This is a genomic window from Streptomyces sp. NPDC051214 (assembly GCF_040682375.1).
Taxonomy (GTDB): Bacteria; Actinomycetota; Actinomycetes; order Streptomycetales; family Streptomycetaceae; genus Streptomyces.
This window is the reverse complement of record NZ_JBFBAT010000009.1, coordinates 232342-247054: the sequence shown is the minus strand read 5'-3', so window position 1 is coordinate 247054 and position 14713 is coordinate 232342. Positions and strand designations below refer to the sequence as shown.

General features: G+C 71.0%; 14 protein-coding genes. 7 read left to right on the top strand and 7 right to left on the bottom strand.

Annotation, left to right across the window (positions count from 1 at the left end):
- Nucleotides 1-10: 10 nt before the first annotated feature.
- The 5 genes from AB0M70_RS24790 to AB0M70_RS24770 form a co-directional block, all read right to left on the bottom strand.
- Nucleotides 11-673, bottom strand: coding sequence for a response regulator transcription factor (locus AB0M70_RS24790; protein ID WP_365822820.1), 663 nt, complete (start codon nucleotides 671-673; stop codon nucleotides 11-13).
- A complete protein-coding gene (locus tag AB0M70_RS24785) occupies nucleotides 670-2115 on the bottom strand; it encodes a HAMP domain-containing sensor histidine kinase (protein ID WP_365822818.1) in 1446 nt (481 codons plus the stop codon). Before AB0M70_RS24785 ends, AB0M70_RS24790 begins: the two co-directional genes overlap by 4 nt.
- Nucleotides 2102-2434, bottom strand: a complete 333-nt coding sequence (locus AB0M70_RS24780; protein WP_365822816.1) for a small secreted hydrophilic protein — start codon at nucleotides 2432-2434, stop codon at nucleotides 2102-2104. The genes AB0M70_RS24785 and AB0M70_RS24780 overlap by 14 nt, the downstream gene beginning before the upstream one ends.
- A gap of 123 nt (nucleotides 2435-2557) precedes the next feature.
- Nucleotides 2558-2839 (bottom strand): Lrp/AsnC ligand binding domain-containing protein, encoded by a 282-nt coding sequence (locus AB0M70_RS24775; RefSeq protein WP_363208281.1) that lies wholly within the window; start codon nucleotides 2837-2839, stop codon nucleotides 2558-2560.
- Entirely contained in the window at nucleotides 2836-3567 is a 732-nt protein-coding gene (locus AB0M70_RS24770) for a rhomboid family intramembrane serine protease (RefSeq protein ID WP_365822814.1), read from the bottom strand. Before AB0M70_RS24770 ends, AB0M70_RS24775 begins: the two co-directional genes overlap by 4 nt.
- Before the next feature lie 138 nt (nucleotides 3568-3705).
- Between AB0M70_RS24770 and AB0M70_RS24765 the strand changes: the two genes are divergently transcribed.
- From AB0M70_RS24765 to AB0M70_RS24745, 5 genes are all read left to right on the top strand, one after another.
- Nucleotides 3706-3945 carry a hypothetical protein gene (locus AB0M70_RS24765; RefSeq protein ID WP_160504588.1) on the top strand — a complete coding sequence of 80 codons (240 nt, stop codon included), beginning with the start codon at nucleotides 3706-3708 and terminating at the stop codon, nucleotides 3943-3945.
- 34 nt (nucleotides 3946-3979) lie between these two features.
- Nucleotides 3980-5329 (top strand): NYN domain-containing protein, encoded by a 1350-nt coding sequence (locus AB0M70_RS24760; protein WP_365822812.1) that lies wholly within the window; start codon nucleotides 3980-3982, stop codon nucleotides 5327-5329.
- A 317-nt stretch (nucleotides 5330-5646) separates the two neighbouring features.
- Nucleotides 5647-6678, top strand: coding sequence for an NlpC/P60 family protein (locus tag AB0M70_RS24755; protein WP_365822810.1), 1032 nt, complete (start codon nucleotides 5647-5649; stop codon nucleotides 6676-6678).
- Nucleotides 6679-6902: 224 nt separating this feature from the next.
- Complete coding sequence (locus tag AB0M70_RS24750) at nucleotides 6903-7928, top strand: NlpC/P60 family protein (protein ID WP_365822808.1); 1026 nt, start codon at nucleotides 6903-6905, stop codon at nucleotides 7926-7928.
- Nucleotides 7929-7966: 38 nt separating this feature from the next.
- On the top strand, nucleotides 7967-9160 hold the full coding sequence (locus AB0M70_RS24745; RefSeq protein ID WP_365822806.1) for a hypothetical protein: 1194 nt from the start codon (nucleotides 7967-7969) through the stop codon (nucleotides 9158-9160).
- Here AB0M70_RS24745 and AB0M70_RS24740 read toward each other — a convergent pair.
- Nucleotides 9117-10361 (bottom strand): glycosyltransferase family 87 protein, encoded by a 1245-nt coding sequence (locus AB0M70_RS24740; protein WP_365822804.1) that lies wholly within the window; start codon nucleotides 10359-10361, stop codon nucleotides 9117-9119. The genes AB0M70_RS24745 and AB0M70_RS24740 overlap by 44 nt on opposite strands.
- A gap of 110 nt (nucleotides 10362-10471) precedes the next feature.
- Here AB0M70_RS24740 and AB0M70_RS24735 point away from each other — a divergent pair, with 110 nt between their 5' ends.
- Nucleotides 10472-11614: a glycosyltransferase family 4 protein gene (locus tag AB0M70_RS24735; protein WP_365822802.1), complete on the top strand. Its 1143-nt coding sequence runs from the start codon at nucleotides 10472-10474 to the stop codon at nucleotides 11612-11614.
- A 173-nt stretch (nucleotides 11615-11787) separates the two neighbouring features.
- Here the strand turns inward: AB0M70_RS24735 and AB0M70_RS24730 are convergent, their stop codons facing one another.
- Entirely contained in the window at nucleotides 11788-13584 is a 1797-nt protein-coding gene (locus tag AB0M70_RS24730) for an AMP-dependent synthetase/ligase (RefSeq protein ID WP_365822800.1), read from the bottom strand.
- Nucleotides 13585-13893: 309 nt separating this feature from the next.
- On the opposite strand from AB0M70_RS24730, the gene AB0M70_RS24725 reads away from it, so the two are divergent.
- Nucleotides 13894-14664, top strand: coding sequence for a metallophosphoesterase (locus AB0M70_RS24725; protein WP_365822798.1), 771 nt, complete (start codon nucleotides 13894-13896; stop codon nucleotides 14662-14664).
- Nucleotides 14665-14713 lie beyond the last annotated feature (49 nt).

Genomic DNA, 14713 nt, shown 5'->3' with positions numbered 1-14713 from the left:
AGGGTGCCCTTCACCCCGGCAGGCGGTACCCCATCCCGCGTACGGTCTCCACGCGCTGCGCGCCCAGCTTCTTGCGCAGCGCCCGGACGTACACGTCCACGATGTTGGACCCGGGGTCGAAGTCGTACCCCCACACGTGCGACAGGATCTGCTCCCGCGAGAGCACCTGCCCCGGGTGGCGCAGGAAGAGTTCGAGCAGCACGAACTCACGCGCCGTCAGATCCACCGTCCGCTCACCCGAACGCGCCCGGCGCGTGCGCAGATCCAGCGTCAGGTCCCTGCCCCGCAGCACCGTCACCTCCGGGGCGCCCGCCGCCGTACGCAGCCTCAGGCGGACCCGCGCGAGGAGTTCCTCGAAGCGGAACGGCTTGGTCATCCAGTCGTCGGCGCCGCCTTCCAGGCCCGCCACGGTGTCGCGGACGGAGTCGCGCGCGGTCAGCACAATGACCGGTGTGGTCACGCGGGCCTCGCGCAACTGCCGCAGGACCGTGAAGCCGTCCTTGCCGGGCAGGCCGATGTCCAGGACGACCAGGTCGAAACCGCCGGTCAGGGCGTAGTCGTAAGCCGCGTCGCCGTCGCCGACGACGCTGGTCGTGAAGCCGTTGGCGCGCAGGCCCTTCTCGACGAAAGAGGCGATGCGCTCCTCGTCCTCGACGATGAGGATCCGGTTCATGTCAGTCCTGCTTCCTGTTCTCGCAGGTCGAGTACGAAGGTGGCGCCGCCGCCTTCCGTGGGCCGCAGCTCGACCTGGCCGCCGTGTCCTTCGGCGATCGCCCGCACGATGGCGAGGCCGAGTCCTGCGCCGGTGGCGCGGGCACCACGGCGTGCGGTGCCGCGCCGGAAGCGCTCGAAGATCACCGCGGCGTCCTGTGCCTGGACGCCGGGTCCGCTGTCGGCGACGTACAACTCGACGCGGCCCGGCGTGCTGCGTGAGCCGATGCCGATGCGCTGGCCCGGGACGGTGTGCTGGACGGCGTTCTGGGCGAGCTGCACCATCGCCTGGGTGATGCGCTGCGGGTCGAGACCGGTCTCTCCGTCGGCCACTTCGGCCAGCTGCCAGTCCCGGTCGCCGAGCGCCCGTGCCTTGACGAAGACGTCCGCGGTCAGCTCGGCGAGCTGCACCGGCCGGGGGGTGACGAAGTCGGGCCGCTCGGACTTGGCGAGAAGCAGGAGATCCTCGACGATGCGGCTCATCCGGTCGAGTTCCTCCATGACGATCCGGACCGTCTCCTCCCGCTCACCCGGGTCGTCGCCCATCAGCTCCAGGTGACCGCGCACGATGGTGATCGGCGTGCGCAGCTCGTGCCCTGCGTCGTCGACGAACTCGCGCTGCGCCGCGAACGCGCGCTCCAAGCGGTCGAGCATGCCGTTGAATGTCTCGGCGAGCGCGGCGATGTCATCCCTGCCCTGCACCGGGATGCGCCGGGTCAGATCCTGCTCGGTGAGCTGCGCGGCGGTCGTACGCACCAGGCGTACGGGCTTGAGGATGCGGCCGGCGACCGCCCAGCCGATGCCGGTCGTCATCAGGAGCGCGACCCCGGAGATGGCGAGCAGCATCGTGAACACGTCGCCCGCCTTGGCCTGTTCGCCCTCCGGGTGGAAGGCGACGACGAACGCGGCCGCCGGATGCCCGGCGCTCGCCGCGATCTCCACCTTGGCCCAGCGGACCTCGCCCCGGTCGCGGTGCAGCGTGCCGGTCGCGTCGGGGGAGTCGAAGACCGTGCGCAGCGCGGCGGGGTCCTCGGCCAGCGGATGGTCCATCCGCTGCTCGCGTGCCTGCTCCTTCTTCGCGGGCGGCTTGCCGGAGCGGCCGACGAGACCGAGCAGCTCCTCGTCGGGGTCGGCGTACTGCCGGGAGAGGAAGAGCCGCAGGAGGGGATCGGGAGCGGTGAACTTCCGGCCCGTGTGCGGGTCGACGCCCTCCCTGGCGAGGTTGGTGAACTCCCCGGTCTCCTGGGCGAGCAGCCGGTCGATGCGGTGGTCGACGTCGCGCAGCAGGACGGAACGCGTGGTGGCCGCGACCGCGGTGAGCGCGACGGCCATGACCACGAGCAGCCAGAGCAGGATGCGGACACGGGCGGATATCCAGCGGTGCGGGCGCTCAGCCGTCGTCACCGGGACCGTCGTCGTCGTTGTCGCCCTGTCCGCTGCCTTCGTTGCCGTCGTCGTCGTCATCGCCCGTGGAATTCTCGCTCACCGGCGGCGGGGACACCGTCTCGTCGCTGGGTGTCGGCCGGGGCGTGGTGGGCTTCGCGGACGGCGACGGCGAAGAGGACGACGACGGCGACGACGACGGGGAGCCGCTCTCCAGCTCCACCTTGGGCGGGGCCTTGGGCGGCTCGGGGCTGTCGGTCAGGGCGTAGCTGGTCGCGGCGATGCCGAGGGGGATCGCCACGACGGCGGCCAGAGCGGCCATGCGGTGGGAGAAGACCATGAGGGTGAGCGTGCGGGGCGTAGCGCGTCAGAAGCATGAGCCGCAGATGAAGAAACCTTCATCCGGCTCGCGCGGCCGACTGACGACGGGTGTCCGGGGCCGGACGCCTCAGGTGCCGACGCCTCAGGAGTCGAGGCCGATCGCGAACGCCGCCTCGAGGTCGTGCTGCGAGTACGTGCGGAACGCGACGTGCGTGTCCGTCCCCTCCACGCCGGGGATCTTGCTGATCTTGCCGGGGATGACGTCGGCCAGATCGTCGTGGCGCGAGACGCGCACCATGGCGATCAGGTCGTACGTGCCGGTCACGGAAAAGACCTCGCTGACGCAGTCGAGTGCGGCGATCGACTCGGCGATCTCCGGGATCCGGTCCACGCTGGTCTTGATGAGCACGATCGCGGTGATCACGGCTGACTGTCTCCCTCGGTAACCGGTGCTGGCCTCTTCACTCTAGCCGTCCTCCTATAGCGCACCCACGCGTACAGAAAGCCCAGCGAGAACCCGACCAGGTGCGCCAGATACGCGACCCCGGGACCCTCCGCGCCCTGCCAGGCCGCGAGCCACTGCAGCACCACCCAGAACGGCAGCACCACCCATGCCGGGAACCGCAGCGGCAGGAAGAAGAGGAACGGGAAGAGACTGGTGACCCGCGCCTTCGGGAAGAGGCTCAGGAAGGCGCCGAGCACCGCGGAGATCGCCCCCGACGCGCCCACCAGGGTCTGGTCGGAGCCCGCGTGGGCGACCGCGTAGGCGAACAGGGCGAGATAGCCGCAGCCGAGATAGAAGAGCGCGAACTGGACGTGCCCCATCCGTTCCTCGGCCATCGCCCCGAAGACGAAGAGGAAGAGCATGTTGCCCAGGAGATGCAGCCAGCTGCCGTGCACGAAGAGCGCGGTGGCGGGGGCCAGCAGGGGCCGCGCCGCGCCGCTGAACAGCTCGGAGGGAATCACGCCCCAGCGCTCGAAGTAGGCCTGCTGGGCGGCGAGCACCGAGTCGCCGGTTCCGTACGCGGGATTGAACCCGGAGACCGGCGAGATCACGAAGACCAGACAGCAGGCGGCGATCAGGCCGTACGTCACCGGGGCGGACTGCCCCCTGAGCATCCGGGCCGCCGTCGTACCCCATGTCCTGATCATGAACAGAGCATGACGTAAGGGCAGCAAACCGTACAGAGTGCCCCGCCGCGTGGGAGGCCGCCGCATGGAGACCCTTACAGGCCTTAGGGTTACGGGCACCACGCACCATGGAATTCCGAAGGAAAGCGAACAGCCACGATGACGGTTCCTCTGCCGACCGACACCACCAGGTGGCGCTGCCAGCTCTGCGGCAACCTCACGCGCTTCGACGTGACCCGCAGTTCGAAGGTCGTCGAATATGTGCACCTCGACCTGGCCGGTGAGTCGAACGTCGAGGAACGCGAGGTGGTCAGTGAGACCATCGAGTCGGTGCGCTGCCGTTGGTGCAACGCGGTGGACCAGGTGGAACTCGTGGACAGGCCGGGCGCCGGCTCCTGAGGGAGCGGGCCCCGCACAGCTAGTGGGGTGACGGATGGTGGAGAGCGCGAGCGGGGAGCCGGACGACGGCGCCGCTGAGGTGCTCGACCGCCCGCTGCCCGACGGAGTGCGCCGACGGGTCGTCCAGATCGTCTCGGACGGCTTCGGCGGCCTCACGGTCAGCGAACTGCCCGCACAGCTGCGGCAGTACGCCCGCTTCACGCCGACCCGGCGGACGAAGTTCGCGGGCAACGCGATGGCGGCGGCCCTGGAGGGCGACGCGCTCTTCCGGCAGCGCATCGGCGAACGTCTCAGAGAGGCGCAGCCCGAGCTCACCGGCGCCCTGGACGCGGGCTCACCGCCCCCGGCCGCGGACCCCCTCGATGTGGCGGCCGCGGCCTATGTGCTGCGTCCCACCGGCTGGGTGAAGCTGGTGACCGCCGCGGGCGAGGAGGCCCTGCGGGCGGACGCCGAGCGCGTCGACGACGAGACCCGGGCCGAGCTCGAACGGCTGCGCGAGGAACTCGCGGCGGCACGCGGCCAGACGAAGGCCGAGACCGAGCGGCTGCGCACGGAGCTCGAGTCGGCGAAGAAGGAAGCCGAATCGATGCATCGCAAGCTGCGCGGCGCCCTCAGCGACGTCAAGCGCGGCGAGGCGGCCCTGCGCAAGGCCGCAGCCGAGTACGACGCCGCGCGGGCCGACGGCCAGGCGCAGCTGTCCGCCGCCGAGAGCGAGGGCCGGCGGCTCAAGGCCCGGCTCAGCGAGACCGAGGCCGCCCTCGAGGCCAGCCGCAGGGCGGCGCGCGAGGGCCGCAGCGTCGAGGACATGCGGGTGCGGCTGCTGCTCGACACGGTGCTCGAGTCCGCCCAGGGGCTGCGCCGCGAACTGGCCCTGCCGCCCGTCTCCGTGCGGCCCGCCGAGACCGTGGACGCGGTCGAGCCGGGGCGGATGACACCGAAGGACATCGCCGCGCGGGCGCTCTCCGAGAACGACCCGGCGATCATCGACCAACTGCTCGCGCTTCCGCAGGCGCACATGGTCGTGGACGGCTACAACGTCACCAAGACCGGCTATCCGACGATGCCCCTGGAGAAGCAGCGGCTGCGCCTTCTCGGCTCGCTCTCGCAGCTCGCCGCGCAGACCGGCGCCGAGATGACCTGTGTCTTCGACGGGGCCGAACTCGCCGCGCCCGTACTGCTCGCGCCGCCGCGCGGGGTGCGGGTGCTGTTCTCCAAACCGGGCGTCACCGCGGACGAACTGATCCGCCAGCTGGTGCGCGCCGAGCCTCCGGGGCGCCCCGTGGTCGTCGTCTCGACCGACCGCGAAGTGGCCGACGGGATCGCGAAGGCGGGTGCGCGGCCCGTCGCTTCGGCCGTCCTTCTGAAGCGGCTCTCGCGAGGCTGACGCGCGCCGTTTGCGCGCGCCCGGCGTACGCCGGTTTCGCACTCCTAAAGGCGTGCACGTAACTCCTGTGCCCTATGCCCGAATTGGGGCGCCGACCACGCGACGTAGCGTCAAGAGGTCATCACCGGCTGTGCGTTATCGGTAAAATATGCCTCCCGCACCCCACTTTTTGCCGGTCAGGATTTGAACTGATCACAAGAAGGTCACTAGGGTCTCGCCTCGAACCTCCGCTCGGTTGATCACCCATCCGGGGTGACAGCGGTGGTACCCGCCGACCGGTCCTCGGTAGGCGGCTGGAGGAAGAAGGAGCCGCCTTCGTGGCGTCCCACCGTCGACCCAAGCAGCCGAGCCGCGCGCGCGTGACCGTGCTCACCGCCACCGCCGCCGCTGCCGTCGCACTCACCTCCCAGGCGGCCAACGCGACGCCGAGCGAGAAGCCGAGCAAGGACGAGGTCAAGTCCAAGGTCGACAAGCTCTACGAGGACGCGGGCCGGGCCACCGACCGGTACAACGGCGCCAAGGAGAAGCAGGAGAAGCTCGAGAAGGAGATCGGCGAGCTTCAGGACAAGGTGGCCCGCGGCCAGGAGGACCTCAACGACCTCCGCGGCGGCCTCGGTTCGATGGCCAGCGCGCAGTACCGCTCCGGCGGCATCGACCCCTCCGTCCAGCTGTTCCTCTCCTCGGACCCGGACGACTACCTCGACAAGGCGTCCGCCATGGACCAGTTGAGCGGTCAGCAGGTCGAGGCGCTCAAGAAGGTCCAGGAGAAGCAGCGGACCCTCGCGCAGGAGCGCAAGGAGGCTTCCGACAAGCTCAAGGACCTCGCCGACACGCGCAAGGAACTGGGCAAGAAGAAGAAGGAAGTCCAGAGCAAGCTCGGCGCCGCCCAGAAGCTGCTCAACACGCTGACCGCCAAGGAGAAGCAGGAGCTCGCCGCCAAGGAGCAGCGCGCTAGCCGCGACGCCGGCGACCGCGTGGACCTCGGCAAGGAGGCCCCGGCCTCGCAGCGCGGCCAGGCCGCCCTGAGCGCCGCCGCGACGCAGATCGGCAAGCCGTACGTCTCCGGCGGCAGCGGCCCCAACTCCTACGACTGCTCCGGCCTCACGCAGTGGGCGTACAACCAGGCCGGTGTGCAGATCACCCGGACCACGTACACCCAGCAGAACGACGGCCCGAAGATCGGTCGTGGCGAGCTGAAGCCCGGCGACCTGGTGTTCTTCAACAGCCTCGCGCACGTGGGTCTGTACGCGGGCAACGGTCAGGTGCTGCACGCCCCGAAGCCGGGTGCCGTGGTGCGCTACGAGTCGATGTCGACCATCGGCTCCTTCCAGTTCGGCGTCCGCATCTGAAACGACCGGAGAGCCGCCCAAACGGGCGAATTCCGGCAACTCACGCTGACCCCACGCCCCGTCGGTGACCTGCGTCTCCGGCGGGGCGTCACGTTGTGTGCACGGCGGGGTCTTTGGCCGTGACGTGATCCCACGGCTACTCTCGCGCCCATTCCCCCGACGCATCGGGGGACTTTCCCCCGGTTCGCCCGGGGGTCCGTCATGCGGAGGGAGAGCGGCTTCCCGTGGGGTCCCATCGTCGTCCCGCGCTGTCCGGTCTGGACCGGAGCACGCGCGTCACCGTCCTGTCAGCCGCCGCGGCGACCGCCGCGGCCGCCTTCGCCGCACCGGCGGGCGCCGCACCGCAGGACACCCCGGCGACCACCAAGGCCAAGGTGGACCGCCTCTTCGAGCAGGCAGAGAAGGCCACCGAGGCGTACAACAAGGCCGATGAGCGCGCGGACACCCTGCGCGAGCAGGTCGAGCGGGCCAAGGACAGCGTCGCCCGCGGCCAGGAGCGCATCAACACGATGCGCGGTGCGCTCGGTTCGCTCGCCGGGGCGCAGTACCGCTCGGGCGGCATCGACCCCTCCCTGGCCCTGATGCTCTCCTCCGACCCGGACGGCTATCTGGACAGGGCGGCCACGCTCGACCGCATCAGCGCCCGGCAGGCCGGTGAACTGACCGATCTGCAGCAGGCCCAGCGCAGCCTCGCCCAGGAGCGCACGGAGGCGGGGCACAAGCTCGCCGAGCTGGAGAAGAGCCGCACCGCCGTGGCCCGCCAGAAGCGAGCCGTCGAACACAAGCTGGCCAAGGCCCGCCGGCTCCTGAACTCGCTGTCCTCGCGGGACCGTGAGGCGTACGACAGGACATCGCGCTCGGGACGTGACGAGATGCCGGACCTCGGGAGCGCGGGGCCGGCCTCATCGCGGGCCGCGGCCGCCATCGCGGCGGCGCGGTCGGCGATCGGCCGCCCCTACGTGTGGGGCGCCAACGGCCCTTCCGGATTCGACTGCTCGGGCCTCACCCAGTGGTCGTACGCACAGGCGGGCGTCGGCCTGCCGCGCACCTCGCAGGCCCAGCGGTACGCGGGGCGCCAGGTGCCCCTGGCCCAGGCGCAGCCCGGTGACCTGGTGGCCTACCGCGACGACGCCAGTCACATCGGGATGTACATGGGCAACGGCCAGGTCGTGCACGCGCCCTACCCCGGAGCTCCCGTGCGCTACGACCCGGTCGGCATGATGCCGGTCTCGTCGGTGACGCGGATCTGACCGGCGGTCCGCGGCCCGCTGCCCTTACGATCTGAAACGTGGCTGGTCGCGGGCGTGGGTCGTGGGTCCTTGGGATGTGTGTCGCCCTGCTCGTCGGGTGCGGCGGTCCCTCGGCGCCCGATGCCGCGCCCGGCGACGTGCGCAGGCTGCTCGAACGGCGGGCGGACGCGGTGCTCGACCGGGACGCGAAGGCGTACCGCGCGACGGGCACCGACGCAGGCACCGCCGCCTACGACAACCTGCGCGAGGTCCCGCTGGAGTCCTGGCAGTACCGCCTGACCGACTTCCGGCGCAGCGGCGCGCGCGCCACCGCGACCGCCGACCTGCGGTACCGCATCAAGGGCTACGACAGCGAGCCGCTCGTCACCTCGCGCTCGCTCACGCTCCAGGAGCGCGAAGGACGGTGGTACGTCGCCGCTGAGCGGCCCGCGAGGAAGGCCACGCAGCAGCTCTGGGACCAGGGGCCCGTGACGTCCGTACGGGGCGCTCACAGCCTCGTGCTCGGCGTGGGGCGCGGCGAGCGGGAGAGGACGACGCTGCGGGAGTACGCGGCCCTCGCCGACCGGGCGGTTCCCCTGGTGCGGGACGCCTGGCAGGGCAGATGGCCGCAGCGGGTCGTCGTCATGGTGCCCAAGTCCCTCGACGGCATGGCGGGGCTGCTCGGCGCACCCGCTTCCGGCTACCAGGGGATCGCGGCGGTGACCACGGGGGAGACGGGCGGCTCCGGCGGGGCGCCCGCGGACCGGATCATCGTCAACCCCGAGGCGTACGGCGTGCTCGGCGACTTCGGCAAGCAGGTCGTGCTCACCCATGAGGCGACGCATGTCGCGACCCGCGCGGACACCTCACCGGCGACCCCCTTGTGGCTCTCCGAGGGCTTCGCCGACTGGGTGGGCTACCGCGGCACGGGCCGCACCGCCGCACAGGCCGCCCCCGAGCTGCGCCGCGCGGTGCAGGGGGAGCGACTGCCCGGCGCGCTCCCCGAGGACGACGACTTCGGCTTCAGCGGGGACGCGGGCAAGCTCGCGCAGGCGTACGAGGGGTCGTGGCTGGCCTGCCGGATGATCGCGGACCAGTGGGGCGAGGAGCGCCTGACGGACTTCTACGAAGCCGTCGGCGAGCGGAAGCTGAGGCCCGGTGCGGTGGAGGACGGGCTGCGGGACGTCCTGGACATCTCCCTGGAGGAGTTCACGGCGCAGTGGCGTACGTATCTGCGGGCCGAGCTCGGCTGACCTCGTCGGACGCCGACGCCCGTGCACGGGCCCGCGGTTCGGACACCGTCTGGCGCCACAGGTTCCGGCAGGCGAGCAGCGCCGCCGCGACGAGCAGGCCGTTGCGCACGAAGAGCAGGGTGATGCCCAGCGGGTCGCTCGCCACCACGTGCGAGAACCAGACGGGGAACTCCAGGAACGTGACGAACGTGGCCGCGAGGACCAGGCGCGCGGGCAGCTCCATGCGGCTCGCACGGAACGCCATGCACACGGCGGCGACCCCGACCAGCCACAGCAGGTACTGCGGGCTGATCACCCGGCTCGTCGTCGTGAACAGCAGTACGGCGACGAAGGCCGCGTCCGCGACCGTGCTCGCGGACCACACACGGGCCCGCAGCCGCCACGCGAGGAGCCAGCAGAAGGCGGCCACGGAGAGCCCCTGCGCCACCGAGCTGACCAGCGTGACGTAGGGGCCGAGGAACTCCACCGAGCCGTAGTTCAGCTGCACCTCGCCCTGCCAGCCGAGGTGGCGCGCGACGTGGAAGACGAGCGCGCCGAGCGACTCGACCTCGGTTCCGCGGTCGCGCTGGAAGGTCAGGAAGGCGAGCGCGCCGGGCATCGTCACCAGGAAGGCGAGGGTCAGGCCGAGTGCGGTGGCGACCGCCGCGCCCCAGGAACTCCGGGTGGCACGCGCGCGTGGCATGCCGACGAGCAGCAGGGCGGGCCACACCTTGAGCAGCGCGCCGAACCCCGCGAGCGCCCCCATCGTGCGGGGGTGCCGTGCCCCGGCGAGCAGCGCGGCGACCGCGACTGCCGTCACCATCACGTCGTAACGGGCGTAGACGGTCGGCCCGAGCAGCGCCACGCCGAGGACCCACACCCAGGCGCCGCGGAGGGACTTGCCGGGGCGGCGGCCCGCGTACAGGAGCAGTCCGCAGACGAGCGCGTCGGCGAGGAGGGCGAGCACGAAGAACGCCGACGTGTAGTCCACGAAGGGCAGCAGGGCGGGGGAGAGGACCGCGAGGGCGGCGGCGGGCGGGTACTGCCAGGTGACGTCGTCGAGGGGGAAGGTGCCGGTGCGCAGGACCTCGTACCAGCCCTGGTAGATGACGGTGACGTCGCTGGTCACGTCGGGGCCGGGGGCGGTGAGCACCTTGAAGACGCAGAGCAGCAGCACTGCCCTGGTCAGGACCCAGACGGTCAGGATCCGCGCCACGCGCACCACGCCCCTTTTCGGCTACTTCATTGTGGTTCGTGGAGTCATGATGCCGGGCGTGGCCGTGGATGGGCCGAGAGGCACGCTCTGCCGGGCTTTCGGTACTGTCGGCGACGATGCACAAGACCCTGATCGTCACGAACGACTTCCCGCCCAGGCCCGGTGGCATCCAGGCGTTCCTGCACAACATGGCGCTGCGCCTGGACCCCGAACAGCTCGTCGTCTACGCCTCCACGTGGAAGCGGGGGCCCGAGGGCGCCGAGGCGACGGCCGCCTTCGACGCGGAGCAGCCCTTCAAGGTCGTACGCGACCCCACGACGATGCTGCTCCCGACCCCGCGCGTCACGCGGCGCGCGGTCTCGCTGCTGCGTGAACACGGCTGCGAGTCGGTGTGGTTCGGGGCCGCTGCGCCGCTGGGGCTCATGTCGCCCGCGCTGCGCAAGGCGGGCGCGAGGCGGCTCGTCGCCACGACGCACGGGCACGAGGCGGGCTGGGCGCAGCTGCCCGCGTCACGCCAACTGCTGAGGCGCATCGGCGATTCGACGGACACGATCACCTATCTGGGTGAGTACACGCGCTCGCGCATCGCCGCGGCGCTCTCGCCTGCGGCGGCGGGGCGGATGGTTCAACTGCCGCCCGGTGTCGACGAGAAGACGTTCCACCCGGGCTCGGGCGGGGACGCCGTGCGGGCCCGCCTCGGCCTCACGGACCGGCCCGTCGTGGTGTGCGTCTCGCGGCTCGTGCCGCGCAAGGGGCAGGACACGTTGATCCTCGCCATGCCGCGGATTCTGGCTCGGGAGCCTGAGGCGGTGCTGCTGGTGGTGGGGGGCGGCCCTTACGAGGACGACCTGCGCAAGCTGGCCGCCGAGACCGGGGTCTCGGAGTCCGTCCGGTTCACGGGGGCCGTGCCCTGGGAGGAACTTCCCGCGCACTACGGCGCGGGCGACGTCTTCGCGATGCCGTGCAGGACCCGGCGGGGCGGGCTCGACGTGGAGGGCCTCGGGATCGTCTACCTGGAGGCTTCAGCGACGGGCCTCCCGGTCGTGGCCGGGGACTCCGGCGGGGCGCCGGACGCGGTGCTGGACGGTGAGACGGGCTGGGTCGTCCGGGGCGGCTCCCCGGAGGCGGCCGCGGACCGGATCATCCCTCTGCTCGGCGACGGGGAGTTGCGGCGGCGCATGGGGGAGCGGGGCCGGGAGTGGGTGGAGGAGCGCTGGCGCTGGGATCTCCTGGCGGAGAGGCTGCGGGATCTGCTTTGAGCGCCTGAGGGGTTGCCGCTGGGGGTTAAGGGGCGACTGACGGCCGTCATGGGCTGGCCGCGCAGTTCCCCGCGCCCCTGAAGGGGCGCGGGGAACTGCGCGAGCAACCAGCTACGACCCGCAGTCGCGAGAGAAGAGTGGCCCCCTATGGCGAGTGGGCGGATCCGCACACGCTACCCGCGGTAAATCGCCTCGATTTCGTCCGCGTAGTCCTTCGCGACAACATTCCGCTTCAGCTTCAGCGACGGCGTCAGGTGGCCCGACTCCTCCGTGAACTGCGAGGCGAGGACACGGAACTTGCGTACGGACTCCGCCTTGGAGACCGCCGCGTTGCCGTCGTCCACCGCGCTCTGGATCTCCGCGAGGAAGTCCGCGTCGTCCCGCAGGGACACCGCAGTGGAGTCCGCCGGCTTCCCGTGGTCCAGGGCCCAGCGGCCAACGAACTCGTCGTCCACCGTGACGAGCGCGCCCACGAAGGGCCGCCCGTCGCCCACGACCATGCACTCCGCGACAAGCGCGTGCGCACGGATACGGTCCTCGATCACCGCGGGAGCGACGTTCTTGCCGCCCGCCGTCACGATGATCTCCTTCTTGCGGCCGGTGATCCGGAGGTAGCCGTCCTCGTCGAGGGTGCCGATGTCACCGGTGTGGAACCAGCCGTCGGCCAGCGCCTCTTCGGTCGCGCCCTCGTTGTTCCAGTACTCCGTGAACAGGTGCTCGCCGTGAAGCAGCACCTCGCCGTCGTCGGCGATCCGGACCACCGAGCCGGGCAGCGGCTGGCCGACCGTGCCGATCTTCTGGCGGTCCCACGGGTTGAAGGCGGTGGCCGCACAGGACTCCGTCAGGCCGTAACCCTCGAGGACCGTGAAGCCGATGCCGCGGAAGAAGTGGCCCAGGCGCTCACCGAGCGGCGCGCCGCCCGAGATCGCGTACTCGCCGCGCCCGCCGAGGACGGCCCGCAGCTTGCTGTAGACCAGCTTGTCGAACGTCTTGTACTTGATCTTCAGGCCGAGCGAGGGCCCGCTCGGGGTGTCGAGCGCGCGGCTGTACGCGATCGCCGTGTCCGCGGCCTTGTCGAAGATCTTGCCCTTGCCGTCGGCCTGCGCCTTGGCGCGCGCCGAGTTGTAGACCTTCTCGAAGACGCGCGGGACGCCCAGGATCATGGTCGGCCGGAACGAGGCAAGCTCGTCCGTGAGGTTCTTGACGTCGGGCGCGTGGCCCAGCTTGATCGGCGCCATCAGCGCGGCGACCTCGACCAGGCGGCCGAAGACGTGCGCGACGGGCAGGAAGAGGAGCACCGAACACTCGCCGGTGCGGAAGAGCGGCTTGAGGCGCTCCACCACGTTGCCGCACTCCGCGAAGAAGCTGCGGTGGGTGAGCACACAGCCCTTGGGACGGCCGGTGGTGCCGGAGGTGTAGACGATGGTGGCCGGGTCGTCGGCGCCGGCGACCGCGCTGCGCTCGTCGACGGTCTCCTCCGGGACGTCGGCGCCCGCGCGGTTCAGCTCGTCGACGCCGCCGGCGTCGATCTGCCAGACGTTGACCAGGTCGGGAAGACGGTCGCGCACGGATTCGACGGCGGCGCTGTGCGCGTCGAGTTCCACGAGGATGCCCACGGCGCCGGAGTCGCCGAGGATCCACTGGATCTGCTCGGCCGAGCTCGTCTCGTACACGGGCACGGTGACCGCGCCCGCGCTCCAGATGGCGAAGTCGAGGAGCGTCCACTCGTAACGGGTGCGGGACATCAGGGCGACGCGGTCGCCGGGGCGCACTCCGGAGGCGATGAGCCCCTTCGCCGCGGCGCGCACCTCGGCGAGGAAGGTCTTGGCGTTGACGTCCTGCCAGGCGCCGTCCACCTTGCGGCCGATGACGGCGACATCCGGGTGCTGCGCGGCATTTCTGCGGACGATGTCGGTCAGATTGCCGTCCGCAGGGACCTCGTACAGGGCCGGAAGGCTGAACTCGCGCAAGACTGCTGCTCCTACATAGGGCGCCGGCGCCACGACGTTGTGCGATGCGACGGTGCGGTCCAAGATCGGGCAGGTGCTCCGGGGGAAATGGGGGGAAAGACAGCTGGAGCACTACTGGACTGCCCGGACGTTACCCATGGGTATGGCTTGTTCGGTAGGGGGTCCGGGCCAGATGTTCGGTGCGTCACACGACGTTGTGGTCTGAACCGCACAGTACGCCACGCCATTCCCGACTCGGAAGTAACCGCAGGTCCGCCCCCTTCTCAGGGCCTCTACCCTCGTTTGCCCGCTCGTTCTAGGGTGATCGGCATGCCAGGTTTCCGGGTCCATGTGGTCAGTGACGTGCACGGCAACACGAAGGATCTCGCCCGCGCGGGCGAGGGGGCCGACGCGCTCGTCTGTCTCGGTGACCTGGTCCTCTTCCTCGACTACGCCGACCACTCGCGCGGCATCTTCCCCGACCTCTTCGGCAAGGAGAACGCCGATCACCTGGTCGAGCTGCGCACCGCCCGCCGGTTCGAGGAGGCCAGGGAGTTCGGCTCCCGGCTGTGGGCGGGGATAGACCGCGGGCCCGCCATCGAGAAAGCGGTGCGCAAGCAGTACGCCGAGATGTTCGCCGCCCTTCCCACACCGACGTACGCCACCTACGGCAATGTCGACATACCGACCCTCTGGTCGGAGTACGCGGGCCCCGGCACCACCGTCGTCGACGGCGGCCGGGCCGAGATCGGCGGCCGGGTCTTCGGCTTCGTCGGCGGCGGCCTGCGCACACCCATGCGAACGCCGTACGAGATCAGCGACGAGGAGTACGCGGCCAAGATCGAGGCCGTCGGCGAGGTCGACGTGCTCTGCACGCACATCCCGCCGGACGTCCCCGAGCTGGTGTACGACACCGTCGCGCGCCGCTTCGAGCGCGGCAGCCGAGCCCTCCTGGCGGCCATTCACAAGACCCGCCCGCGGTACGCACTTTTCGGCCACGTTCACCAGCCGCTGACCCGGCGGATGCGGATCGGGGCGACGGAGTGTGTGAACGTGGGGCACTTCGCGAGCTCGGGCAGACCGTGGGCCCTGGAGTGGTGAAGGTGGGCCACTTCGTGCGCGGTAGCCTTCACGCGTCACACACGTACAC

Excerpts from the sequence above, each read along its gene's own strand:
- AB0M70_RS24790 (WP_365822820.1), bottom strand. The coding sequence starts at position 673 with ATGAACCGGATCCTCATCGTCGAGGACGAGGAGCGCATCGCCTCTTTC.
- AB0M70_RS24780 (WP_365822816.1), bottom strand. The coding sequence starts at position 2,434 with ATGGTCTTCTCCCACCGCATGGCCGCTCTGGCCGCCGTCGTGGCGATC.
- AB0M70_RS24770 (WP_365822814.1), bottom strand. The coding sequence starts at position 3,567 with ATGATCAGGACATGGGGTACGACGGCGGCCCGGATGCTCAGGGGGCAG.
- AB0M70_RS24765 (WP_160504588.1), top strand. The coding sequence starts at position 3,706 with ATGACGGTTCCTCTGCCGACCGACACCACCAGGTGGCGCTGCCAGCTC.
- AB0M70_RS24760 (WP_365822812.1), top strand. The coding sequence starts at position 3,980 with ATGGTGGAGAGCGCGAGCGGGGAGCCGGACGACGGCGCCGCTGAGGTG.
- AB0M70_RS24735 (WP_365822802.1), top strand. The coding sequence starts at position 10,472 with ATGCACAAGACCCTGATCGTCACGAACGACTTCCCGCCCAGGCCCGGT.
- AB0M70_RS24725 (WP_365822798.1), top strand. The coding sequence starts at position 13,894 with ATGCCAGGTTTCCGGGTCCATGTGGTCAGTGACGTGCACGGCAACACG.